Consider the following 20,545-nt stretch of genomic DNA (forward strand, 5'->3'; position numbering starts at 1 on the left):
ACTTAATTTTGCCAGTCCTCCTGATTCGAAATGGCAAAATGAACTCAAAAATAAAAATTCCAAATTCCAAATTCAGTCGAATGAATTGGGATTTGGAATTTTAGTATTTGGAATTTACTTTTTTTAGAATGGTAAATCGTCTGGTTCGTCTTCGTTTATGCTTGTTGCAGGAGCAAAAGTTTGTGCTGCAGGCATTGGAGGCGCTTGTGTAGGTGCTTCCGAAGCCATTCTCTCAATTCTCCAACCTTGAATACTGTTAAAATAACGAGTTTCTCCTTGAGGATTAACCCATTCTCTTCCTCTTAAATTGATAGAAACTTTTACTGCTTCTCCTTGTTTATAGCTGCTTAGCAAATCACACTTGTCTTGTGTAAATTCGATTAAAATATGCTGTGGATATTGCTCCTCAGTAGTAACTACCAATTCTCTTTTTTTGAATGAGGCACTTACTTGCTGCTCTGGATTCACCACTTTTACTTTTCCTATAACTTCCATCTTCGTCTTTATTTATAATTGTTTCTATTTCTATCTTTTAGCTAAAAGCACTTTCCATGCCGACTCAACATCTTCTTTATCGAGGTATTTCTTGGCTTCTAGATGAATTTTTTCCTGATCGTCTGAACTTAAAACCGCCTTGACCGAAAAGTTTTCTTTCACAAATATAGTAACTTCTTTTGTCGTAGGCAAGGCTTCTATATTTCCTAATTTACCTAAATCATTTCCGTTAAAAACTGGACTTTCTTTAATGAAATTCGGAATAACATCTACCCCTACGCCCAATGTTGTCAAGGGTTTTGCGACTTCAAAAAGTCCTTGGTTCGATCTTGAATACCAGTTATTTCCGAGCCTAGAAACTAAATCGATTTTATGCTGGTCGATCGCCCCTTTTTCATCTAAAACAGATTCATGTATATGAATTTTTACTACTTCGCATAAAATCAGATTTCCGGCACCTCCTTCATCGCCAAGCGGAATGATTTGTGTCACTTTACATTCAAACTGAACTGGAGATTCTTTTACGCGGTACGGTTTTACAAGATCCGACGGAATTTGTGTCAATCCTGCTTTTATAAACTCATTTACGCCATCGCCATATTCTGTACTCGCTAGAGAAGTCTGTTGCACTAAGTCAAAATTAACTACATTTATTACAACTTCCCGAGTCGCTTCTGCATTTATCAAAGTATGTTTGATCGTATTATCACGAACGCGTCGCGCAGGCGAAAAAACCAAAATCGGTGGGTTGGCACTAAACACATTAAAAAAGCTGAAAGGCGATAAATTCGGAATTCCTTTTTCGCTTATCGTACTGGCAAAGGCTATTGGCCTAGGTCCTACGGCGCTCTGCAGATATCCCTGCAATTGGGCTGTTGGGATTTCTTTTGGGTTAATACTGATCATACTTTTTTGGTTTTAACTGAATCTCATTTCAGTACATGCAAAAGTATAGAAATCGTTTAAGGTTTAGAAATAGTTTGGCGCATAAAAACGTAAATCTTTTAAAGCTTGGCAAAATATTAAATGTGTATATTTCGTTATATTTATACCTCAAAACAATAGATATGTCTTTTTCTGAAAGAACAAATACAACCCGCTGGATTATTATTTCGGTCTGCTTTTTAATCATTTCACTGATTCTCTGGAACACTTATAATTTCTTCCAAATCTTTAAAAACGAAGAACGCCTTAAGATGAACCTTTTTGTGAATGCGCAGATTACAATTGTAAATGCAGACGAAAATACCGATGTAGAACTCCCTCTTCAGATTATCGACAACAATACCTCGATTCCCGCCATTGTAATTTTGTTTGACAAGGTAGTGAGCGCGAAAAATGTTCCCGATGAAATTCTCGACAACAAGAATAAAAGAGATGTCTTCCTAAAAAAGCTAAAAAGCGAGAATGAGCCGATTACTTTTGAATATGCGCCAGGAAAATACCAGACTTTATATTACGGAAACTCTGCCCTTCTCAACAAACTTAAATATTATCCGATTGCCTTGTTGCTGATTGTGTTTTTGTGTATTGCCCTGATCTACAACTTTTACAAAAGCACAAAAATGGCTACCCAAAACAAACTTTGGGCTGGAATGGCAAAAGAAACCGCACATCAGATCGGAACTCCTTTATCGTCTTTAATCGGATGGGTTGAAATCTTAAAAACCGAAGACATCGAGCAGTCTATTACAGCTGAAATAGAAAAAGATATTGAACGCCTGCAGACCATAACCGACCGTTTTTCTAAAATCGGTTCTGTCCCTGTTTTGGAACCCCACGATGTAGTAACCGAAACATTGAATAGTTACGAATACCTTCAGTCGCGTTTTTCTAAACAGGTTGCATTTTCATACAAAGCGCCACAAGAACCTATTTTATCTTTGATTAACCCAACACTGCATAGCTGGTCTATCGAAAATCTAGTTAAGAATGCAATTGACGCCATGAAGGGAAAAGGCAGTTTAGAATTACAAATCGAACAAGATACCCAACATATAAAAATCAATATTAAGGATTCGGGAACCGGAATTCCGAAAAAACAATTTAAAACTATTTTTGAGCCGGGTTACACGACAAAAAAACGCGGCTGGGGTCTCGGACTTTCGTTAACCAAAAGAATTGTGGAAGAATATCACAACGGAAAAATTAAAGTACTGCAATCGGAAATCGGAAAAGGAACTACGTTTCAGATTTTACTCAATAAAAAAGTGCAATAAAGAAAATTATTGCACTTCAGCTCTTGGTTAATTATGAACCTGCTTATCTTATAGATTCGATTGAATATCTTTTGCCAAAGCCTCAAATTCTTCTTTGGAAAGCGAAACTTTATTGATGAAACGCATTTCGTCCATTTCGTTTAGCGGAATCAAATGTACGTGTGCATGAGGCACTTCAAGACCTACAACCGCAATTCCGACTCTTTTGCATGGAACCGTTTTTTCTAAGGCCGCCGCTACTTTTTTAGAAAACTTCATTAGACCTAAATACAATTCTTCGTCCATATCAAAAATCTTGTCAATTTCTTGTTTCGGAATACAGAGCGTATGGCCCTTAGCATTTGGATTTACATCTAAAAAAGCTAGGTAGTTATCGTCTTCTGCAATTTTGTAGCAAGGAATTTCGCCGTTTACTATTTTGGTGAATATTGAACTCATAGTTTTAGTCTCTTGTAATTTCAAGAATTTCAAATTTCAAAACTCCGTTCGGAACCGTAATTTCAGCTACTTCTCCAACAGATTTTCCTAGTAAACCTTTCCCGATTGGAGAGGTCACAGATATTTTTCCCGTTTTTAAATCGGCTTCACTTTCAGCAACAAGCGTATATTTCATCTCCATTCCGTTGCTTTGGTTTTTGATTTTCACATTAGATAAAACCAAAACCTTAGAAACGTCTAGTTGAGACTCGTCAATCAATCTTGCATTTGCGTATACTTCTTCTAGCTTAGAAATTCTCATTTCCAATAAACCCTGCGCTTCTTTTGCCGCATCATATTCTGCATTTTCAGACAAATCTCCTTTATCTCTTGCATCGGCAATATCTTGAGATGCTTTCGGACGCATTACGCTTTTTAAATGCTCCAATTCATCTTTTAATTTTTTTAATCCTTCTGCTGTATAATAAGATACTTTACTCATAACTTCATCGTTTATATAAATACAAAAAATCCCATCGCGACGGGATTTTCTTACCACAAATATACTATAATTTTTTATAGTACATAATTATATGTTAATCATATGTAAAATTCAAATCTAAATAAATTATTTTTGTTTCACTAATCTTTATTCAAATAATGAAAAAAATCTGGCTCTTTATCGCATTTACGGCTGTTTTATTTTCTTGCAGCGACAATAACAGAAGCAACAATAACCCGAATATCCCAAATTATTCTGTAAATGCTTATCTGGACAGCAATCTCCCTACTTATAATAATCTGAAGTATGTAAGCAGTCCTGTTTTTGTGGCAAACTATGGAGCCAAAGGAATTATCGTGATGAAGACCGGAGACGGAACTTACAATGCCTTTGATGCCGCTTGCCCGAATCAGGCGTTTAATTCGTGCACAGCCATGACTATCGACGGAATTTACGCGGTCTGTTCTTGTGATAAAACCTCTTATAATTTATATACCGGACTTGGAGGCCAAGAATATCCTATGAAACAATACAGGGTCGAAGTTTCTGGAACTGTGGTTCATGTTTATAATTAAAACTCGATGGGTGAAATTATTTTTTTTAATTCTATTAAATCATCCTAGATATAAATCTGTCTAAATCTCCTTTAATCTGTATGAATCTGCGTGAAAAATTTATAAGCAAAAGGATTTTAGCAGACAAAATTAGATTTTAATTTTTGAATGAAGCTATTTTATTCTATTTCACCCGACAGCTTATTAAAATAAAAAAAAGCCTGAAAAAATAAACTTTCAGGCTTTTTTATTCTTAAAACTTCAAATTCAAACCAACCAAAAAGTTAGTTCCAGCCTGAGGATAGTAGTACGGATAAATATCCCACATGGCTCCGTTTGAAACATATTTTTTATCAAAAATATTATTGACCAAAGCAGTAATGGTAATCGATTTAAAGATTGACTTTGGTTTGATTTCGTACGATGCATTAAAATCGTTTACAAAATAATCGGCCAGTTTTGCAGCCGGAAGCTCAATATTATTCATGTACTGTTCGCCAACATATTTTTGCAGCAGCGAAAGATAAAGTCCCTCAATAGGTTTGTAAACAATAATATTTCCTGCAATGACTTCAGGAGAATAAGCAATTTTTGTTGTTCCATAAAATTGTCCTTCAACTGCCAAATCAACATTTTTGTTGCTGCTTAAGGTAAAGTTTGGCCTTAAGATGAATTTTTCTGAAAGCGCAATTGTAGCATCAAATTCAAAACCTAGGCGATAACTTTTATCAGTATTAGAACGAATTGGGTTTCCAACATCGTCTAATCTTCCTGTCAGGATTAATTGATCTTTATAACCCATATAATAGAAATTAGAATTCAGTTGGAATTTCTCCGAATTAAACCTCCATCCTAATTCAAAATCGTTCAATTTTTCCGGTTTTACGTTTCCGCCTTCATAATCGGTTCTGTTTGGCTCACGGTTGGCGCGTGCGTACGAAAAGTACAACGTATTTCTTTGATTGATTTCGAAATTCAATCCCGCTTTCGGATTAAAGAAATTAAAATCATCATCAACCAGACCTGTTTCGGCTCCATTTGCTTTGTACGTTACTCTTCTGTATTGCAGATCTCCGTAAAAACTTAATTTGTCAATTAGCTGATAATTTGCTTTTGCGAAAACATTGCCATCGGTTTTAGCAGAATAATCGTCGTAATAATGATCTCCTAATTCTGACTGCGAAGCGTATCTCGCCCAAATTACTTTTCCGAAGTGATCGCCTTCATATTTATTCCAGCCACCGCCTAAAATTACATTGAGTTTTTCGGTTACATATTTAGCAGAAAAAGTAGTGCCGTAAAAGTCATTATCCAACCATTTCTGACGAATCAAATCAGTGGTATTAATGGCTCCAACCGGACTAAGATTATATTCTGCCATGTCGGCATCTTCTTTATAATTCTCAAAATAACCTTTTCCTTTGGTATAATGAAAAGCAAGATTGGTGCTCCATTTATCCGAAATCGATTCGCTCCAATGCAACTGATAATGATCCTGATTGTAATTATCGGTTTCATTATCGTAATAACGAGTATTGCCAAATTCGTCTGTGTATTCGCCGGCCGAATTGTATCTTCGGTTTTCGTTTAAGGTTTCGGCATCAATACCGTTCCAAGACTGATATGTTTTTTGAGTACCGCCAAAAACAAGCGCTTTTATTAAGGTTGTCTTACCCACATAAGTTCCCTGCAAGAAATACGATTTTAAGTCAGAACTTGCCCTGTCTACATATCCGTCGGATTTCATTGCCGATAAACGTCCTGCAATTTCAAAATGATCATTTAAAAGACCTGTACTGAATTTTACAGTATTTTTTAAAGTATTGAAAGATCCGGCCGAACTCGAAATTTCGCCTGTTGCTTTGCTCGCATAACTGTCGGTAAGCATATTTAAGCTTGCTCCAAAAGCTCCCGCTCCGTTTGTCGAAGTTCCGACACCGCGCTGTAATTGCAGACTTTCTACTGATGAAGCAAAATCGGGCATATTTACCCAAAACGTTCCTTGGCTTTCGGCATCGTTGTACGGAATTCCGTTTATCGTCACATTCACGCGTGTTGCATCGCTTCCGCGTACACGGATTCCGGTATAACCAATTCCGGCTCCAGCATCAGTCGTAGTCACTACCGAAGGCAGATAATTCATGAGAACAGGAATGTCCTGCCCAAGATTTCTGTATTTAATTTCTTTTTTGTCCATATTACTAAACGTAACCGGAGTTTTAGTAGTAACACGAACCGCAGAAACCAAAACATCATCAAGTTGATTTACTTTAGTTGAATCTTGCTGTTGTGCAGAAGAAATTAGAGTAAAGAAAATAGAGAATAGAGCAAAGATAATAGATTTGGTTCTTCTACGGTTTCCAACCTTAGAACCTTTGTTTCTTAGCACCTTAGTACCTTTAAAATAAGTTTTCATTCGTAAAGATTTACGAATAAAAGGGGGAATTATTCTTTTGTTAAATTAATAAATGTGTTTCTTACGACAAAATATAGTGTGCACGCTAACATTTGTCGTTTTTTCCCTTAGCAACATTACTCGCTCAGGTTCTTTGGGTATGATCTCAGCTCGTTATTTAGAGCACCCCTTTGAGACAGCGCAAATGTACTTAATTTAAGCCATGAATTCACTAATTAATTTAAAAAAAATCTTGAATTGGTTGCTAAAACTACACTTAAAAAAGCATAAAAAAAAATTCCAAACCCCAACAAAAAAAATGGAATTTGGAATTTAATTATTGAAATTTAAAATAATTAACCTACAAGGTTAATTATTTTTCCAGGAACGATAATCACCTTGTTTGGAGTTCTACCGTCTAATTGTTTTAGAGTTCTTTCGTCTTTCATTACGATTTCTTCGATTTGTTCCTTGGTTAAATCCAAAGGCAATTCGATTGTAAAACGCATTTTTCCGTTGAAAGAAACTGGGTATTCTTTATTCGTTTCAACTAAATGTTTTTCTTCAAAAATAGGAAACGGAACTTCAGAAATTGAAGTCGTGTGTCCTAACTGTGACCATAATTCTTCTGCGATATGTGGCGCATAAGGCGAAACCAAGATTGCTAACGGCTCTAAAATCGCTCTAGAATGACAGTTTTGAGAAGACAATTCATTTACACAAATCATAAACTGAGAAACCGAAGTATTGAAAGAGAAATTCTCGATATCTTCTGCCACTTTTTTGATGGTTTTGTGTAACGATTTCAAATTGTCTTTTGTTGGTTCGTCGTTGTTTACGATTAAACCGTTATCATCAAAATACAATCTCCATAATTTTTTAAGAAAACCGAATACTCCTGTTATTCCTCCTGTACTCCATGGTTTTGTTTGTTCTAATGGACCTAAGAACATTTCATACAAACGAAGAGTATCAGCACCATATTCATTACAAATATCATCTGGATTAACAACATTATACCAACGTTTAGACATTTTCTCCACTTCTCGTCCAACGATAAATTTTCCATTTTCAAGAACAAATTCACCCTCTTCAAATTGAGGTTGCCATCTTTTTAATCTTTCGACATCAATTTCATCTGCAGCATTTACCATATTAACATCAACATGTAAAGCTTCAGTTTCATAATCACCTTTTAGATTTTTAGAAACATATTTGTTTGTCCCTGACACTCGATAAACTAAAGCACTAGTCCCCAAAATCATTCCCTGATTGATCAGTTTTTTGAATGGCTCTTCGGTTGGAGCAAAACCTTTGTCTTTTAAGAATTTGTTCCAGAAACGAGAATACAATAAGTGACCCGTTGCGTGTTCGCTTCCTCCAATATATAAATCTACATTTTCCCAGTAAGCCAAAGCTTCTTTAGACGCAAATTCATTTTCATTATGAGCATCCATATAACGCATCCAATACCATGAACTTCCCGCCCAACCTGGCATTGTGTTTAATTCTAAAGGGAAAATAGTCACATTGTCAATCAACTGAGTACTAACAACTGAACACTGAACACTATCCCAAGCCCAAACTGCTGCGTTTCCTAATGGTGGCAAACCGTCTTCGGTTGGCAAGTATTTCTCAACTTCTGGCAAAATAATCGGCAAATGTTGCGCATCAATCATTTTAGGCAATCCATTCACATAATAAACTGGGAATGGCTCACCCCAATAACGCTGACGAGAGAAAACAGCATCACGCAAACGGTAATTGGTTTTACCTTTTCCTTGACCGATTTCTTCTAGTTTTTCAATCGCTTTCTGCGTTCCTTTTTTATAATCTAATCCGTTTAAGAAATCAGAATTGGCGATTTCAACGTTGTCTTTTGATCCGTAAGCCGCTTCAGAAATATCAACATTGGCGAAGATATTTTTGATTTCGGGCATTCCGTTCTGACCTTTAAAGAAATTTGCAAAAGCATAATCTCTTTCGTCTCCACAAGGAACCGCCATTACAGCGCCAGTTCCGTAACCTGCCAAAACATAATCTCCAATCCAAACCGGAATTGGCTCTTTTGTAAACGGATGTTCCGCATAAGCTCCAGTGAAAACTCCCGAAATGGTTTTTACATCCGCCATACGCTCACGCTCAGAACGTTTTGCTGTTTTTTCGATATATGCCTCAACTTCTGCCTTTTGCTCTGGAGTTGTAATTTTAGCAACCAAATCGTGTTCTGGCGCCAAAGTCATAAAAGTTACTCCAAAAATGGTATCAGGTCTTGTTGTAAATACTTCAATAAAAAGTTCTGAGTTATTAGTTATAAGTTCAGCGTCTTTGACTTTAAACTTAACCATCGCCCCAACTGATTTCCCAATCCAGTTTCTTTGTGATTCTTTGATAGACTCACTCCAATCAATATCATTTAAACCTTGAAGCAAACGCTCTGCATAAGCAGAAATTCGCATGCTCCATTGTGTCATTTTTTTACGAATAACTGGGAATCCGCCACGCTCAGAAACACCGTTTACGATTTCGTCATTTGCCAAAACTGTTCCTAAGCCTGGACACCAGTTTACTTCGGTTTCTGCCAAATACGTTAATCTATATTGCAAAAGTATTTTTTCTTGTTCATCTTTCGAAAATGCATTCCATTCGCTTGACGAAAAAATAGCAATATTCTCATCAGAAACTGCATTTACATTTGCATTTCCTTCTTTTTCAAAAACAGCAACTAAAGTTGAAATATCTTCGGCTTTATCTGTCGTTTTATTGTACCAAGAATTGAACAATTGAATAAAAATCCATTGCGTATGTTTGTAATAATCTGGATTTGAGGTACGAACTTCACGAGCCCAGTCAAATGAGAATCCGATTTTATCTAATTGTTTTCTGTATCCTGCAATTTGTTTTCCTTCTTTGTCTACTCCACCGTCGATATTTACGCGAGTTGTATCTTCCGGACGCTGGCCTGTCTGAATCGCATATTGTTCAGCTGGCAATCCGAAACTATCATAACCCATTGGATGCAAAACATTGAATCCCTGATGTCTTTTAAAACGAGAATACACATCTGAAGCAATATAACCCAGCGGATGCCCAACGTGTAATCCTGCTCCAGACGGATAAGGAAACATGTCGAGAACATAATGTTTCGGCTTTTCGGAGTTATTTTTTGCTGCGAAAGTTTGACTTTCTGCCCAATATTTTTGCCATTTGGCTTCAATTTCGTTTGGATTGTACTTCATTTCTAAGTGACTAAGATTCTAAGTTACTAAGGTTCTAAGCTTTTCACTAAATTAATTTAGCCGCAAATTTACATTTATTGTTGTTTGTTGCAAAGCTATTTCATTGACAAACAAATAAAATATGTAATTCTTCAATTAAAATAAGTCAAAATCACAATATTACTCTTAAAATTAACTGCAAAGTCAGTCTACACGTTTACAAAACACAAGGTAAAATATCAAAAAACTTTGCGCCTATTGCGGTTAAACTCCCAATTTATTCAATATTTAAATTGTACTTTTAATTATAAAAGTTTGTTATTAACTTTAAATAAAGAAATTGTTTATTATTTTTACCACATAATTTAAGCAGACTATGAGTTCTAACTTTGATAAATTTCAAAAGCGCAGGTTAATTTCCTCTTATTTTTCGGTTGTATTGAGTGTATTCTTGGTTTTATTCCTTTTAGGGGTACTAGGATTATTCATTATCAATTCTAAACAGCTGGCAGACGATTTTAAAGAAAAAATCGCCATGACGGTTTTCTTTAAAAATGAAGCAAACGACAGCATTATCAAAGCATTTGATAAAGAACTTAAAAGAGCTCCTTTTGCACTTTCACATGTTTATGTATCTAAAGAAAAAGCGGCAAAAGAACACACTGATATTATCGGAGAAGACTTTTTAACTTTCTTAGGAGAAAATCCTTTATTGAATTCATATGACATTCACTTAAAAGCCGATTATGTCGAAAGAGACAGTATTGTAAAAATTGAAAGCCGTCTTCGTACAAACGCTATGATTTCTGATATTGTTTACGATAAACAATTGGTAAATCTTGTCAATGACAACATCAAAAAAGTCAGTATGTGGATTTTAATTATCAGCGGTTTCCTAACTGTTATTGCGGTATTGTTAATCAATAGCTCACTTCGTTTATCGATACATTCAAACCGTTTTATCATCAAAACCATGCAGATGGTTGGTGCTACAAAAGCATTCATCAGAAAGCCTTTTGTAATGAGAAGCGTAAAACTTGGAATGCTTGGCGCTGGCTTAGCTATCATAGCCTTAATTGCGCTTTTACTTTATGTAGAAACTAATTTCCCTGGTTTAGGAATTTTAGAAGATAAACTTTTAACAGGTTTAGTTTTAGTCGCTGTTTTCGGATTAGGTGTTTTAATAACTTGGGTAAGCACGCACTTTGCGACGCAGCGTTTCCTGAATTTAAGAACAGACGACTTGTATTAATTGAGATTTAATACTTTAGAGAATATTAAATAATAACTCAGAATAGCTTTCTGAGAACAAGAAAAGACAATGAAAAACATCAAACAACAGCCTGCAAAAGAATCTTTTTTAGAAAATCCGAAACAGGAATTTCTTTTTGACGGCATCAACTACAAAATACTTTTGATCGGAATTGGCGTTATAGCGCTTGGTTTTATCTTAATGGCCGGAGGCGGAAGCACCGATCCAAATGTTTTTAACGAAGAAATCTTCAATTTTAGACGTATTCGTTTGGCTCCCACAACTGTTTTAATCGGTTTCGGAATCACGATTTATTCTATTTTCAAAAAATCAAAATAATATAGGTTGAAATTATTTTGTGCGGTCCAAAAACTGCACAATCTAAAATGTGAAATCTGAAATCTAAAATTTTTAAATGAATACTTTACAAGCAATTCTTATTGCAATTGTAGAAGGCTTAACAGAATATCTGCCTGTTTCTTCTACCGCACATATGATTTTTACAAGTTCTTTTTTCGGGATACAGGAAGATGATTTTGTAAAATTATTTCAGGTTTCCATTCAATTTGGAGCTATTTTGGCTGTTGTCGTTTTGTACTGGAAGAAGTTTTTTGATTTTAGTAAAATCAATTTCTATGTAAAATTGGCTTGTGCGGTAATTCCAGCTCTAATTTTAGGAAAATTATTTGATGACAAAATAGATGCAATTCTAGGCAATCCCATTCCAATTGCAATTGTATTAATTCTGGGAGGATTCATTTTACTTTTCATTGATAAGCAATTTAAGAACCCAACAATTATTCACGAAGAAGATATTACAATAAAAAAAGCTGTAACAATTGGTTTTTGGCAATGCTTGGCAATGATGCCTGGCACAAGCCGCTCTGCCGCTTCAATAATTGGAGGAATGCAACAAGGTTTAGATAGACAAACTGCTGCTGAATTTTCCTTTTTTCTTGCTGTTCCAACAATGCTGGCTGTAACCACTTATTCTCTACTATTAAAAACATATGAAGTTTCACAACTTAAGGGATATGAATTACTAACACAATCACCAGACAATCTTAAATTGTTTTTGATGGGAAATGTAATTGCCTTTGTCGTTGCCATTATAGCAATAAAATCTTTTATTGGGGTAATTAAAAAATATGGTTTTAAGCCTTGGGGATACTACAGAATAATTGCGGGGATACTTTTATTGGCTTATTTTTCCTTAAACAAATAGATTAAATGACACCTGAAGAATATTTAAACGGACAAGTTTTATTGATTGACAAACCATTAAAATGGAGTTCGTTTCAAGCTGTCAACAAATTAAAATACCTTTTAATCAATAAAGTTGGACTTCCAAAAAAGTTCAAAATCGGTCATGCTGGAACTTTAGATCCTTTGGCAACGGGACTTTTGTTAATTTGTACTGGAAAATTCACCAAGAAAATTTCTGAACTTCAAGGACAAGCAAAAGAGTATACCGGAACATTCTACATTGGCGCCACTACTCCATCATACGATTTAGAAACCGAAATCGATCAGACATTCCCAACCAATCATATTGACGAGGCTTTAATTCAAGAAACTGTAAAACAATTTTTAGGCGAAATTGACCAGAAACCGCCTATTTTTTCGGCTATAAAAAAAGACGGTGTCCGCTTGTACGAACATGCGCGCGCAGGAGAATCAATTGAAATTGAAAGCCGAAAAACTACTATTCACGAATTTGAGATAACGAGAATTGCATTACCAGAAGTAGATTTTAGAGTGGTTTGCTCTAAAGGAACATACATTCGTTCGCTTGCTTATGATTTTGGAAAAGCGATGAATTCTGGTTCGCATTTAACGGTTTTACGCCGAACCAAAATTGGCGATTATGATGTAAAAAATGCCATAGATATTACTTTGTTTGAGGAAGAACTCTTGAAAAAATAAAGATACATGAAGAGAATTTTAATAACGATTGCATTTACCGTTTTTGTTCATTCAATCGTACGCAGCCAAGCAACTAAATTCTCTTACGTACAATTTGATTTTGCGGTTTCTGTTACGGGAAATCAGGATAGGTACAACTCCTATGACGGTTCTGAATCGACTTCTTCAAATGCATTTTTTGTCCCTAACGGCCTAGGTTCTCAATTTGGCTACGGAATTCATTATAAAAAATGGGCTACACTGGGAGTTCATAGCGGTGTAGACTGGAAATGGGACGACAAAGCGGTTGCTGTACCTGTGTTTTTAAACCTCGGCTTAAGTCCAAAAGTAGGCACTGAAACAAGAATTATGCTTCAGGTGGGTTACGGAAAAGGTTTTGCCATAGGGCGCGGCAATTTAAATGGAGAATACAAAAAATTAAAGCTCGGAATTGGCTCAGATGACTTTATTCTTTTTGCAGAAATACACGATTACGCTTTTCCGCTTCATAACCAAAAAAGTCTTGGCGCTATTTCTTTTGGAATAACGCTACAGGATTTCTTCTATTACAAATCAGAAACAAACTAACTGTGGAATATAAAAAAGCACATTACTTTTTATTCGGTAATGTGCCAGGCTTTCTAAAGCAAGTACAGTTATTTCATACTTATCTTAAATTAATAGTGAGGCACATTTTTTCCTCCAAATAAAAATGTAGAGAAGAAATCATAAAACCTTTCAAATAACTTTTTCATAATAGTGTACTTTTAATTGTTAGACATTTAAATTAACACCAATAAAAAGAGTAAATTAGAAAGTTATAATAGAAGTGGGTTAGCATCACTAAGATACAAAATCGAATTCAAACTAAAAAGACTTTAAGATAATTTTATCAATCAAACCCACTTGTTTTCAATATATTACAAAAAAAATCATAGACGATTATAAGTAATATTGTCCATAATTTCGACCAATTCTTCCTGTACAGAAATGCCTTTATCGGCTAAATACCATAACTGCAGATCGGTTTTTATTTTTTCATCGACAATACCAAAATCTCTTTTATAATCTGCCATTAGCTTTGCAGCACCTTTTGGCCTCGGCCCCCAGTCGGCACGAACAATTCCTGCTTCTTTACAGATTACAATCACTTTTGGAATCGCTCTACCTCCGTTGGTCAGGTACTGATTCATCAATTCTTCATTCTCATCTCGCAGCACAATTCTGAGATCTATTTTTTTGTTGGACTGCATCGCCATTTTATTCAAAATCGGAAGAATCTGCGCTGCATCTCCACACCAACCCTCAGAAAGTACCAGCCATATATAGTGATTTTTTAGATTTTGCAGTTTATAAACTATGCGGTCCTCAATGGTGATCGTCTTTTCTAGTCTATTCATTCTGGCTTCATTCAGCTTGGTATAATTGGTCAAGCTTTCTGATTGTTCTTTTCCAGTCGATTTTCCGTCTGCTACTAAATCTGTGACTAATTTTCGGTATTCTGCATAGGAATAACTATTGAATAGTCCTTTGGCTACGATGCTTTTCATATTGTTTTTTTTGGTTATGCTAAATTTAAAACAATTTTGCAAAACAGAAGAATGACTTTTGTCATAATTGAGAGGAATTCGCCTTGAGACAAAAGTCATTCTAATTTTTTCAAGTAAAACAAATTATAACCTATTAAGCATAATCACATTTAAAAAATAAACTTTTGAATAACGATTCTGTCTAATTTTGTCAAAATTTATAGCATTTTAATTGTACGCAACAACGTAAGTCACTAATTATTACGTATCGCAAGTTACATCATCCCACTCAGCTCCTGCATAATTTATAAGCCAATTTAGCGCATAATGACGCTCATAAACCACGCCTGGATGAACCTTTGTCATTTCTTGTCCATTTAATCTTGCATCTACACAAGCCCAGTCCAACCTATAATACAAGTCATTTAAGGCCAATATTTCAGTTTTGCTTCTTGCATTAAAAGCGGCATTAATAAAATCATTCGGGTCTTTATCCGGTCCTACTGGATACTCTTCTTCTGGAATGTCATTCAGACTGCACAACTCATCAGGAAATCCTAAATTTTCAATTTTATTCAGAGCAAACATCAATACCCAGATGCATTCGCACTTCCATGATTCATGGCTTTTTTTCTCTTCCGTAGGGTTTGCCAGAAAGTCTTTTTCATTTGGAGAAACAAATTCCCATAAATTATGAGCTTGAAGATATTCAATAGCCTCTTCGCTTGAAATTGTACTAAAAGCTACCAGATTTGTCATTGCCAAAATGCATATTCGTTGAGCTATTTCTTGTGAAGACCTAAGCTGTACTTCATCTTCTGATTCGATGTAAGGCAGGTGCTTGTTTATTTTTATTCCTTTTTCTTGAAGTATTTTCTCGCTGGCGGTTTTCCATTGTTTTTGTTCTTCGGTTATTACCGCAGAAACATTGTCGTAATAAATGCTCTTAATTTTTACTTCTAAGTTTTCGACCTCACAATTTCCATTGGCATCAAGAAGCAAATCCAGATTTTCATCTAAAAAATGCTGCGAATCAGATTTGCTGATAACTGTTTTGGGCTGCACAAAAAGAACTGCTTCTAAGTCTTTTGCCAGCTTTGTAATGAACTCTTTTAAATCTTTGGTTTGTCCTTTTTCTTGACTGATTGAAAATTCAGAATTTAAAGTTTGGATTTTATGCAAAAACAAAGATTTTACTTTTTCATTTTTTGACTGAAGCGAATCAACATAACCATACAATCCTCTAAGGTTTCCCGTTAATGCACACTCGTCTGTTTCGGGAATCTGGTAAGACGGCTGATTTTTTTCGCGGTAGCTGATTGTTAGTTTGCTCCCGGAACTCAAAAATCCTCCTTTGATTTCGATTTCTGCAATTTGGGAATCATTTTGGCTACTAATTTTAATTACTGCCTGTGGATAACTGTTTTTGACACTTTCTAAAATTTTGTCAAAACCAATATGGTGCGAATAAATTGTACAAATCATGTTTTAAAGTTATTTTCAATTAATAGCTGCATTGTTAGATTTTGAGTTTTATTCCAAAAAATCTTTTTAAGCCAATTCTTACAACGCCGAAAAATTCAATCCAAATATAGAGAGAAATTATTTTTGCAAACATTATTTTTAAAAATCAGAATATGTCTATATTTGCACAAATTAACGCAACAACAAACATGAAATATAAAAGAATTCTTCTAAAACTAAGCGGCGAAGCGCTAATGGGTGATTTACAATACGGTATAGACCCAAAAAGATTAGCCGAATATGCAGACGAAATTAAGCAGATTCACAGTAAAGGAGTAGAAATCGCAATTGTTATTGGAGGAGGAAATATATTTAGAGGCGTTGCCGGAGCCAGTGCAGGAATGGACAGAGTACAAGGTGATTACATGGGAATGCTTGCAACAGTAATTAACGGAATGGCCTTACAAGGCGCTCTTGAAGACAAGGGAATGAAAACACGTTTGCAGACTGCCTTAAAAATGGAATCTATCGCTGAGCCTTATATCAAAAGAAGAGCCGACAGACATCTTGAGAAAGGAAGAATCGTAATTTTTGGAGCTGGAACCGGAAATCCGTATTTTACAACTGATACTGCGGCTGTTTTGAGAGGAATCGAAATTAATGCCGATGTAATCTTGAAAGGTACACGTGTTGACGGAGTTTACGATTCTGATCCTGAAAAAAATGCTTCTGCCGTAAAATTTGATTTTATTTCTTTTGACGATGTAATCAAAAAAGGATTGAATGTAATGGACACCACTGCTTTTACATTAAGCCAAGAAAACAAACTTCCGATTGTTGTTTTTGATATGAATAAAATCGGAAACCTATTAAAAATCTGCGAAGGCGAAAACATCGGAACTGTAGTAAACATATAGTTTCAGTCACGGTTTAAAGTCTTAACACCTACTAAACTGAAAACTGAAAAACAAAAAACTGAAAAATAAAAAAAATGACTGAAGAGATAGATTTTATTTTAGAAAGTACTGAAGAGTCAATGAATGGTACTATTGCACACTTAGAGAAAGAATTTCTAAATATTCGTGCAGGAAAAGCTTCTCCGGCTATGCTTGGAGGTGTTTTTGTAGATTATTACGGATCTTCGACACCACTTTCTCAGGTTTCTAAAATCAGCGTTCCTGATGCCAGAACAATTACATTACAGCCATTTGAAAAAAATATGCTTTCTGTAATTGAAAAAGCCATTTTGATTGCCAATATCGGTTTTAATCCGATGAACAATGGAGATGTTATCATCATCAGCGTACCGCCTTTAACAGAAGAGCGCCGTCGCGATTTGGCAAAACAAGCAAAAGCTGAGGCAGAAGATGCAAAAATCGGAATACGCAATTCTAGAAAAGATGCCAATACCGATATTAAAAAATTAGAAAAAGAAGGAACATCTGAAGATATCTGCAAATCTGCTGAAGAAGAAGTTCAAAACTTAACTAATGCTTATATCAAGAAAATTGACGAATTATTGGCTTTGAAAGAGGCTGAAATCATGAAAGTGTAATTTTTATAAGCTATAAAATAAAAATCCGCTTGGTTTATTGTACCAAGCGGATTTTTTTATTGTTATTTTTGCATACGGAAATTATTTTTTTTTCGTTTTTGAAATTATATCATTCTATATGAAGCTATTTTGTTTTTTGACTTTGTTTTTTACCCTTAGCCTTCAGGCACAATTTCAAATAAACGGTATCGTAACCGATTCAAACAACAGACCCCTTCCTTTCGCGACTATAACTACTCCCGAAAACAATAATACGATTACAGATGTCGACGGAAAGTTTATTTTTAAAATAAGCACCACAACTTCTTCAATGACGGTTTCTTATATTGGTTTTCAGACTAAAACCATTTCTGTTTCAACCGCTAAAAAGTTCTACGCCGTTTCTCTTTTACAGAAAACAGATGATTTGAAAGAAGTTGTGGTTTCGAATGAAAATCCGGCATTAACCATTATCAAAAAAGTAATTGCCTCAAAAAGCCAAAATAATCCGCAAAAAAAGCTGCAAAACTTTGAATACAAAACCTACAACAAACTGATTGTAACCGCAAATCCTGATTCGATAGACGGTCGTATAGATTCCTCTGCAGCTTATAAAGACCTAAGCAAAAAAACGATACACATAGATTCGTCTGATTATAAATTCAAAGAAATCATCAGCAAACAGCATTTATTTCAAACCGAAAAAGTTTCACAATATCAATTTTCGGAGAACAAACTAAAAGAAACGATTCTCGGTACAAAAATGGCAGGCTTCAAACAGCCTGTTTATGAAATCATTACATTCAACCTCCAGTCTATTTCTATTTATGATTCAAATTATGAGCTATTTGAAACCAAATACGAAAATCCGATTGCTAATAACGCTCCTTCCAATTACAATTATAAACTTCTTGATACGGTAAGTCTTAAAGGGCGAGATGCTTATATGATTTATTTTAAGAATAAACGAAAAAAAAGAGCATCTGGACTTGAAGGCGTTTTGTATATAGATAAAGAAAATTTTGCGATTGCAAAAGCGGTAATGCGCATAAAAGGTGTTCTAGATATCAGTGGCGTTCATGATTTTGAATATCTTCCTAAAGAAAAATTATGGTTTCAGAGCAACACAACATTCAAAATCGTAAAAGGAAAAAACAATGATGACATCAAAATTTTAGGAGGCACAATTCAGTTTGACAGTGATGTTGACGAGAATTTTGAACCAAGAAAAAAAGTCGCTTCAGATTTTACTTATCTGCTTTCAGAAAGCAACAGTTTTGATGTTCGCATCAACACAAATGTTCCAGTAAAAAATCCGTCGCTTTATATTGAAATCAAAGATGATGCAGCCAATAAACCCGAAAGTTTCTGGGAAGCCTACCGAAAAGAGAATCTCGATGCAAAAAGTCAGAAAACATATGTTTTAATTGACAGTCTTTCTGTAAGCAATAGAGTGGAAAAACGTCTGGGAATAGGCCGAAAAATCCTTAACGGATTTTATCCGATTGGTCCTGTCGACCTTGACCTGAAAAAGATTATAAGTTACAATAATTATGAAGGATTCCGTCTTGGATTGGGAGGAATTACGAACGAACGCCTTTCAAAAAATTTTCGGATTGACGGATATACCGCTTACGGAACCAAAGACGGCGCTTTTAAATACAGTCTGGGTGCCGGCATCTTATTAGACAGAAACACAAATACGTGGTTCAATGGTTATTACACCGATGATGTTCGCGAGATTGCAAGTACGGTATTTGCAGTTGATAAACGTGTATTTAAGATTTATGACCCACGCCCGATTAATATCAGTACCTTTTATGAATATACTGGCTGGAGAGGAAATATCCAAACCAAATATATTCCGAAAACGGAAGCGGTTATAGAATTTTCGAGAAATCATATCGAACCAAAATTTGACTATATTTTTAATCTAAACGGAAAATTATATTCTAGCTACGTAATGTCGACCGCTATGATTTCGATAGTTTGGGCGCCGTTCAGCAATTTTATGCAGACTCCTACAGGACGGAATGAAACCGAAAAGAAATTTCCGAGATTTACTTTTCAGTACACACAGTCATTACCCAATGTTTTCGACAACGATTTTACTTTCAGCAAAATAGACTTTAAGGCGGAATATGAAAAAAAATACCTCAATCGCCAAAAAACAGCCCTACTGTTGCAGGCTGGTTTTGCTGCTGGAGATATTCCACTTACGCATTTGTACAATACTTCTCCAAATAACTTAACCAAAGAAACAGTAAATCAACGAATTACGTTTGCAGGAAGAAATGCATTTGAGACGATGTATTTCAATGAATTTTTCTCAAGTCAATACGTAATGTTTCAAATCAAACATGGCTTTGACAGAATTAAAATCCTTAAAAAAGTAAGGCCGTCACTGGTTCTTGTTTCAAGAATGGCATGGGGAAGTTTGGAAAATCCGGATGAACATTTAGGTCCACAATTCAAAACACTCGAAAAAGGCTTTTTTGAATCTGGAATTGAGCTGAACAAGATTTACAAAGGTTTCGGTCTTGGAGGATTCTATCGCTATGGTCCAAATCAGCTGCCAAAATTTGAAGACAATATTGCTGTTAAAATTTCGTATGTGATTGATTTAGGATTATAAAATTTAATTCTTAAATCGATTACTCAACATCAGGTTTCTTTCTTGACTGTTTAATTGCAGAAAGGTTCTTTTTGTCTTTGATTCGTTTTTTAACTGCAGCTTTGGGAACTTTAGTTGCTTTTCGGATTTTAGGAACATACAGCCCTTTCTTTATAATCTCTAAAAAGCGTTTTGTCACGATTTCTTTATTTTTAAGTTGGCTTCTGTCTTCATCACAACTCAGAATCAAAATATTTTCAGAAGTAAGTCTCGAAGCCAAATTATGCTGTAAAATCAGTTTTTCTTCATCTGCTAAAGCCTGAGAAGCATTCAAATCAAAAGATAAAATCACTTTTGAAGAAACTTTGTTTACGTTTTGTCCACCAGAACCGCTGCTGCGGACGGCCTTAAAACCTAATTCTGATATGATTTTTTCTGCTTCCATGT

General features: G+C 35.2%; 19 protein-coding genes. 10 read left to right on the forward strand and 9 right to left on the reverse strand.

Annotated elements, in window-relative coordinates:
* Positions 1–123: 123 nt before the first annotated feature.
* Together E0W73_RS15375 and E0W73_RS15380 are read right to left on the reverse strand one after the other, a co-directional pair.
* On the reverse strand, positions 124–495 hold the full coding sequence (locus E0W73_RS15375; RefSeq protein WP_135222937.1) for a DUF3127 domain-containing protein: 372 nt from the start codon (positions 493–495) through the stop codon (positions 124–126).
* 30 nt (positions 496–525) lie between these two features.
* Positions 526–1,401 carry a flavin reductase family protein gene (locus E0W73_RS15380; RefSeq protein WP_135222938.1) on the reverse strand — a complete coding sequence of 292 codons (876 nt, stop codon included), beginning with the start codon at positions 1,399–1,401 and terminating at the stop codon, positions 526–528.
* A 161-nt stretch (positions 1,402–1,562) separates the two neighbouring features.
* Here E0W73_RS15380 and E0W73_RS15385 point away from each other — a divergent pair, with 161 nt between their 5' ends.
* On the forward strand, positions 1,563–2,714 hold the full coding sequence (locus E0W73_RS15385; RefSeq protein WP_135222939.1) for a sensor histidine kinase: 1,152 nt from the start codon (positions 1,563–1,565) through the stop codon (positions 2,712–2,714).
* A gap of 48 nt (positions 2,715–2,762) precedes the next feature.
* Here the strand turns inward: E0W73_RS15385 and E0W73_RS15390 are convergent, their stop codons facing one another.
* Together E0W73_RS15390 and greA are read right to left on the reverse strand one after the other, a co-directional pair.
* Positions 2,763–3,152, reverse strand: coding sequence for an HIT family protein (locus E0W73_RS15390; protein ID WP_135222940.1), 390 nt, complete (start codon positions 3,150–3,152; stop codon positions 2,763–2,765).
* A gap of 4 nt (positions 3,153–3,156) precedes the next feature.
* Entirely contained in the window at positions 3,157–3,633 is a 477-nt protein-coding gene (gene greA / locus E0W73_RS15395; RefSeq protein WP_091493555.1) for a transcription elongation factor GreA, read from the reverse strand.
* Positions 3,634–3,791: 158 nt separating this feature from the next.
* Between greA and E0W73_RS15400 the strand changes: the two genes are divergently transcribed.
* Positions 3,792–4,208 (forward strand): Rieske (2Fe-2S) protein, encoded by a 417-nt coding sequence (locus E0W73_RS15400; protein WP_135222941.1) that lies wholly within the window; start codon positions 3,792–3,794, stop codon positions 4,206–4,208.
* A gap of 232 nt (positions 4,209–4,440) precedes the next feature.
* Here E0W73_RS15400 and E0W73_RS15405 read toward each other — a convergent pair whose 3' ends face one another.
* Complete coding sequence (locus E0W73_RS15405; RefSeq protein ID WP_135222942.1) at positions 4,441–6,603, reverse strand: TonB-dependent receptor; 2,163 nt, start codon at positions 6,601–6,603, stop codon at positions 4,441–4,443.
* A gap of 335 nt (positions 6,604–6,938) precedes the next feature.
* Entirely contained in the window at positions 6,939–9,821 is a 2,883-nt protein-coding gene (gene leuS / locus E0W73_RS15410) for a leucine--tRNA ligase (RefSeq protein ID WP_135222943.1), read from the reverse strand.
* Between the two features lie 355 nt (positions 9,822–10,176).
* Between leuS and E0W73_RS15415 the strand changes: the two genes are divergently transcribed.
* The 5 genes from E0W73_RS15415 (at position 10,177) to E0W73_RS15435 (ending at position 13,545) form a co-directional block, all read left to right on the forward strand.
* Positions 10,177–11,052: a cell division protein FtsX gene (locus E0W73_RS15415; RefSeq protein WP_135222944.1), complete on the forward strand. Its 876-nt coding sequence runs from the start codon at positions 10,177–10,179 to the stop codon at positions 11,050–11,052.
* A gap of 69 nt (positions 11,053–11,121) precedes the next feature.
* On the forward strand, positions 11,122–11,391 hold the full coding sequence (locus E0W73_RS15420) for a DUF3098 domain-containing protein (protein ID WP_135222945.1): 270 nt from the start codon (positions 11,122–11,124) through the stop codon (positions 11,389–11,391).
* A 76-nt stretch (positions 11,392–11,467) separates the two neighbouring features.
* A complete protein-coding gene (locus tag E0W73_RS15425; protein ID WP_135222946.1) occupies positions 11,468–12,277 on the forward strand; it encodes an undecaprenyl-diphosphate phosphatase in 810 nt (269 codons plus the stop codon).
* Between the two features lie 5 nt (positions 12,278–12,282).
* Positions 12,283–12,978, forward strand: coding sequence for a tRNA pseudouridine(55) synthase TruB (gene truB / locus E0W73_RS15430; protein WP_135222947.1), 696 nt, complete (start codon positions 12,283–12,285; stop codon positions 12,976–12,978).
* A gap of 6 nt (positions 12,979–12,984) precedes the next feature.
* Entirely contained in the window at positions 12,985–13,545 is a 561-nt protein-coding gene (locus E0W73_RS15435) for a hypothetical protein (RefSeq protein WP_135222948.1), read from the forward strand.
* A gap of 344 nt (positions 13,546–13,889) precedes the next feature.
* On the opposite strand, the gene E0W73_RS15440 is transcribed toward E0W73_RS15435, so the two are convergent.
* Together E0W73_RS15440 and E0W73_RS15445 are read right to left on the reverse strand one after the other, a co-directional pair.
* Positions 13,890–14,507 carry a thioredoxin family protein gene (locus E0W73_RS15440; RefSeq protein ID WP_135222949.1) on the reverse strand — a complete coding sequence of 206 codons (618 nt, stop codon included), beginning with the start codon at positions 14,505–14,507 and terminating at the stop codon, positions 13,890–13,892.
* Positions 14,508–14,747: 240 nt separating this feature from the next.
* Positions 14,748–15,971: a DUF4272 domain-containing protein gene (locus tag E0W73_RS15445; RefSeq protein WP_135222950.1), complete on the reverse strand. Its 1,224-nt coding sequence runs from the start codon at positions 15,969–15,971 to the stop codon at positions 14,748–14,750.
* 188 nt (positions 15,972–16,159) lie between these two features.
* Here E0W73_RS15445 and pyrH point away from each other — a divergent pair, with 188 nt between their 5' ends.
* The 3 genes from pyrH to E0W73_RS15460 all read left to right on the forward strand — a co-directional run bounded on the left by pyrH (position 16,160) and on the right by E0W73_RS15460 (position 20,119).
* Positions 16,160–16,867, forward strand: a complete 708-nt coding sequence (pyrH, locus tag E0W73_RS15450; protein WP_135222951.1) for a UMP kinase — start codon at positions 16,160–16,162, stop codon at positions 16,865–16,867.
* Between the two features lie 74 nt (positions 16,868–16,941).
* Complete coding sequence (frr, locus tag E0W73_RS15455; protein WP_135222952.1) at positions 16,942–17,505, forward strand: ribosome recycling factor; 564 nt, start codon at positions 16,942–16,944, stop codon at positions 17,503–17,505.
* A gap of 118 nt (positions 17,506–17,623) precedes the next feature.
* Positions 17,624–20,119: a DUF5686 family protein gene (locus E0W73_RS15460; RefSeq protein WP_135222953.1), complete on the forward strand. Its 2,496-nt coding sequence runs from the start codon at positions 17,624–17,626 to the stop codon at positions 20,117–20,119.
* Positions 20,120–20,138: 19 nt separating this feature from the next.
* Here the strand turns inward: E0W73_RS15460 and arfB are convergent, their stop codons facing one another.
* Positions 20,139–20,543, reverse strand: a complete 405-nt coding sequence (gene arfB / locus E0W73_RS15465) for an alternative ribosome rescue aminoacyl-tRNA hydrolase ArfB (RefSeq protein ID WP_135222954.1) — start codon at positions 20,541–20,543, stop codon at positions 20,139–20,141.
* Between the last annotated feature and the right edge of the window lie 2 nt (positions 20,544–20,545).

The organism is Flavobacterium foetidum, from assembly GCF_004634245.1.
GTDB lineage: Bacteria > Bacteroidota > Bacteroidia > Flavobacteriales > Flavobacteriaceae > Flavobacterium > Flavobacterium foetidum.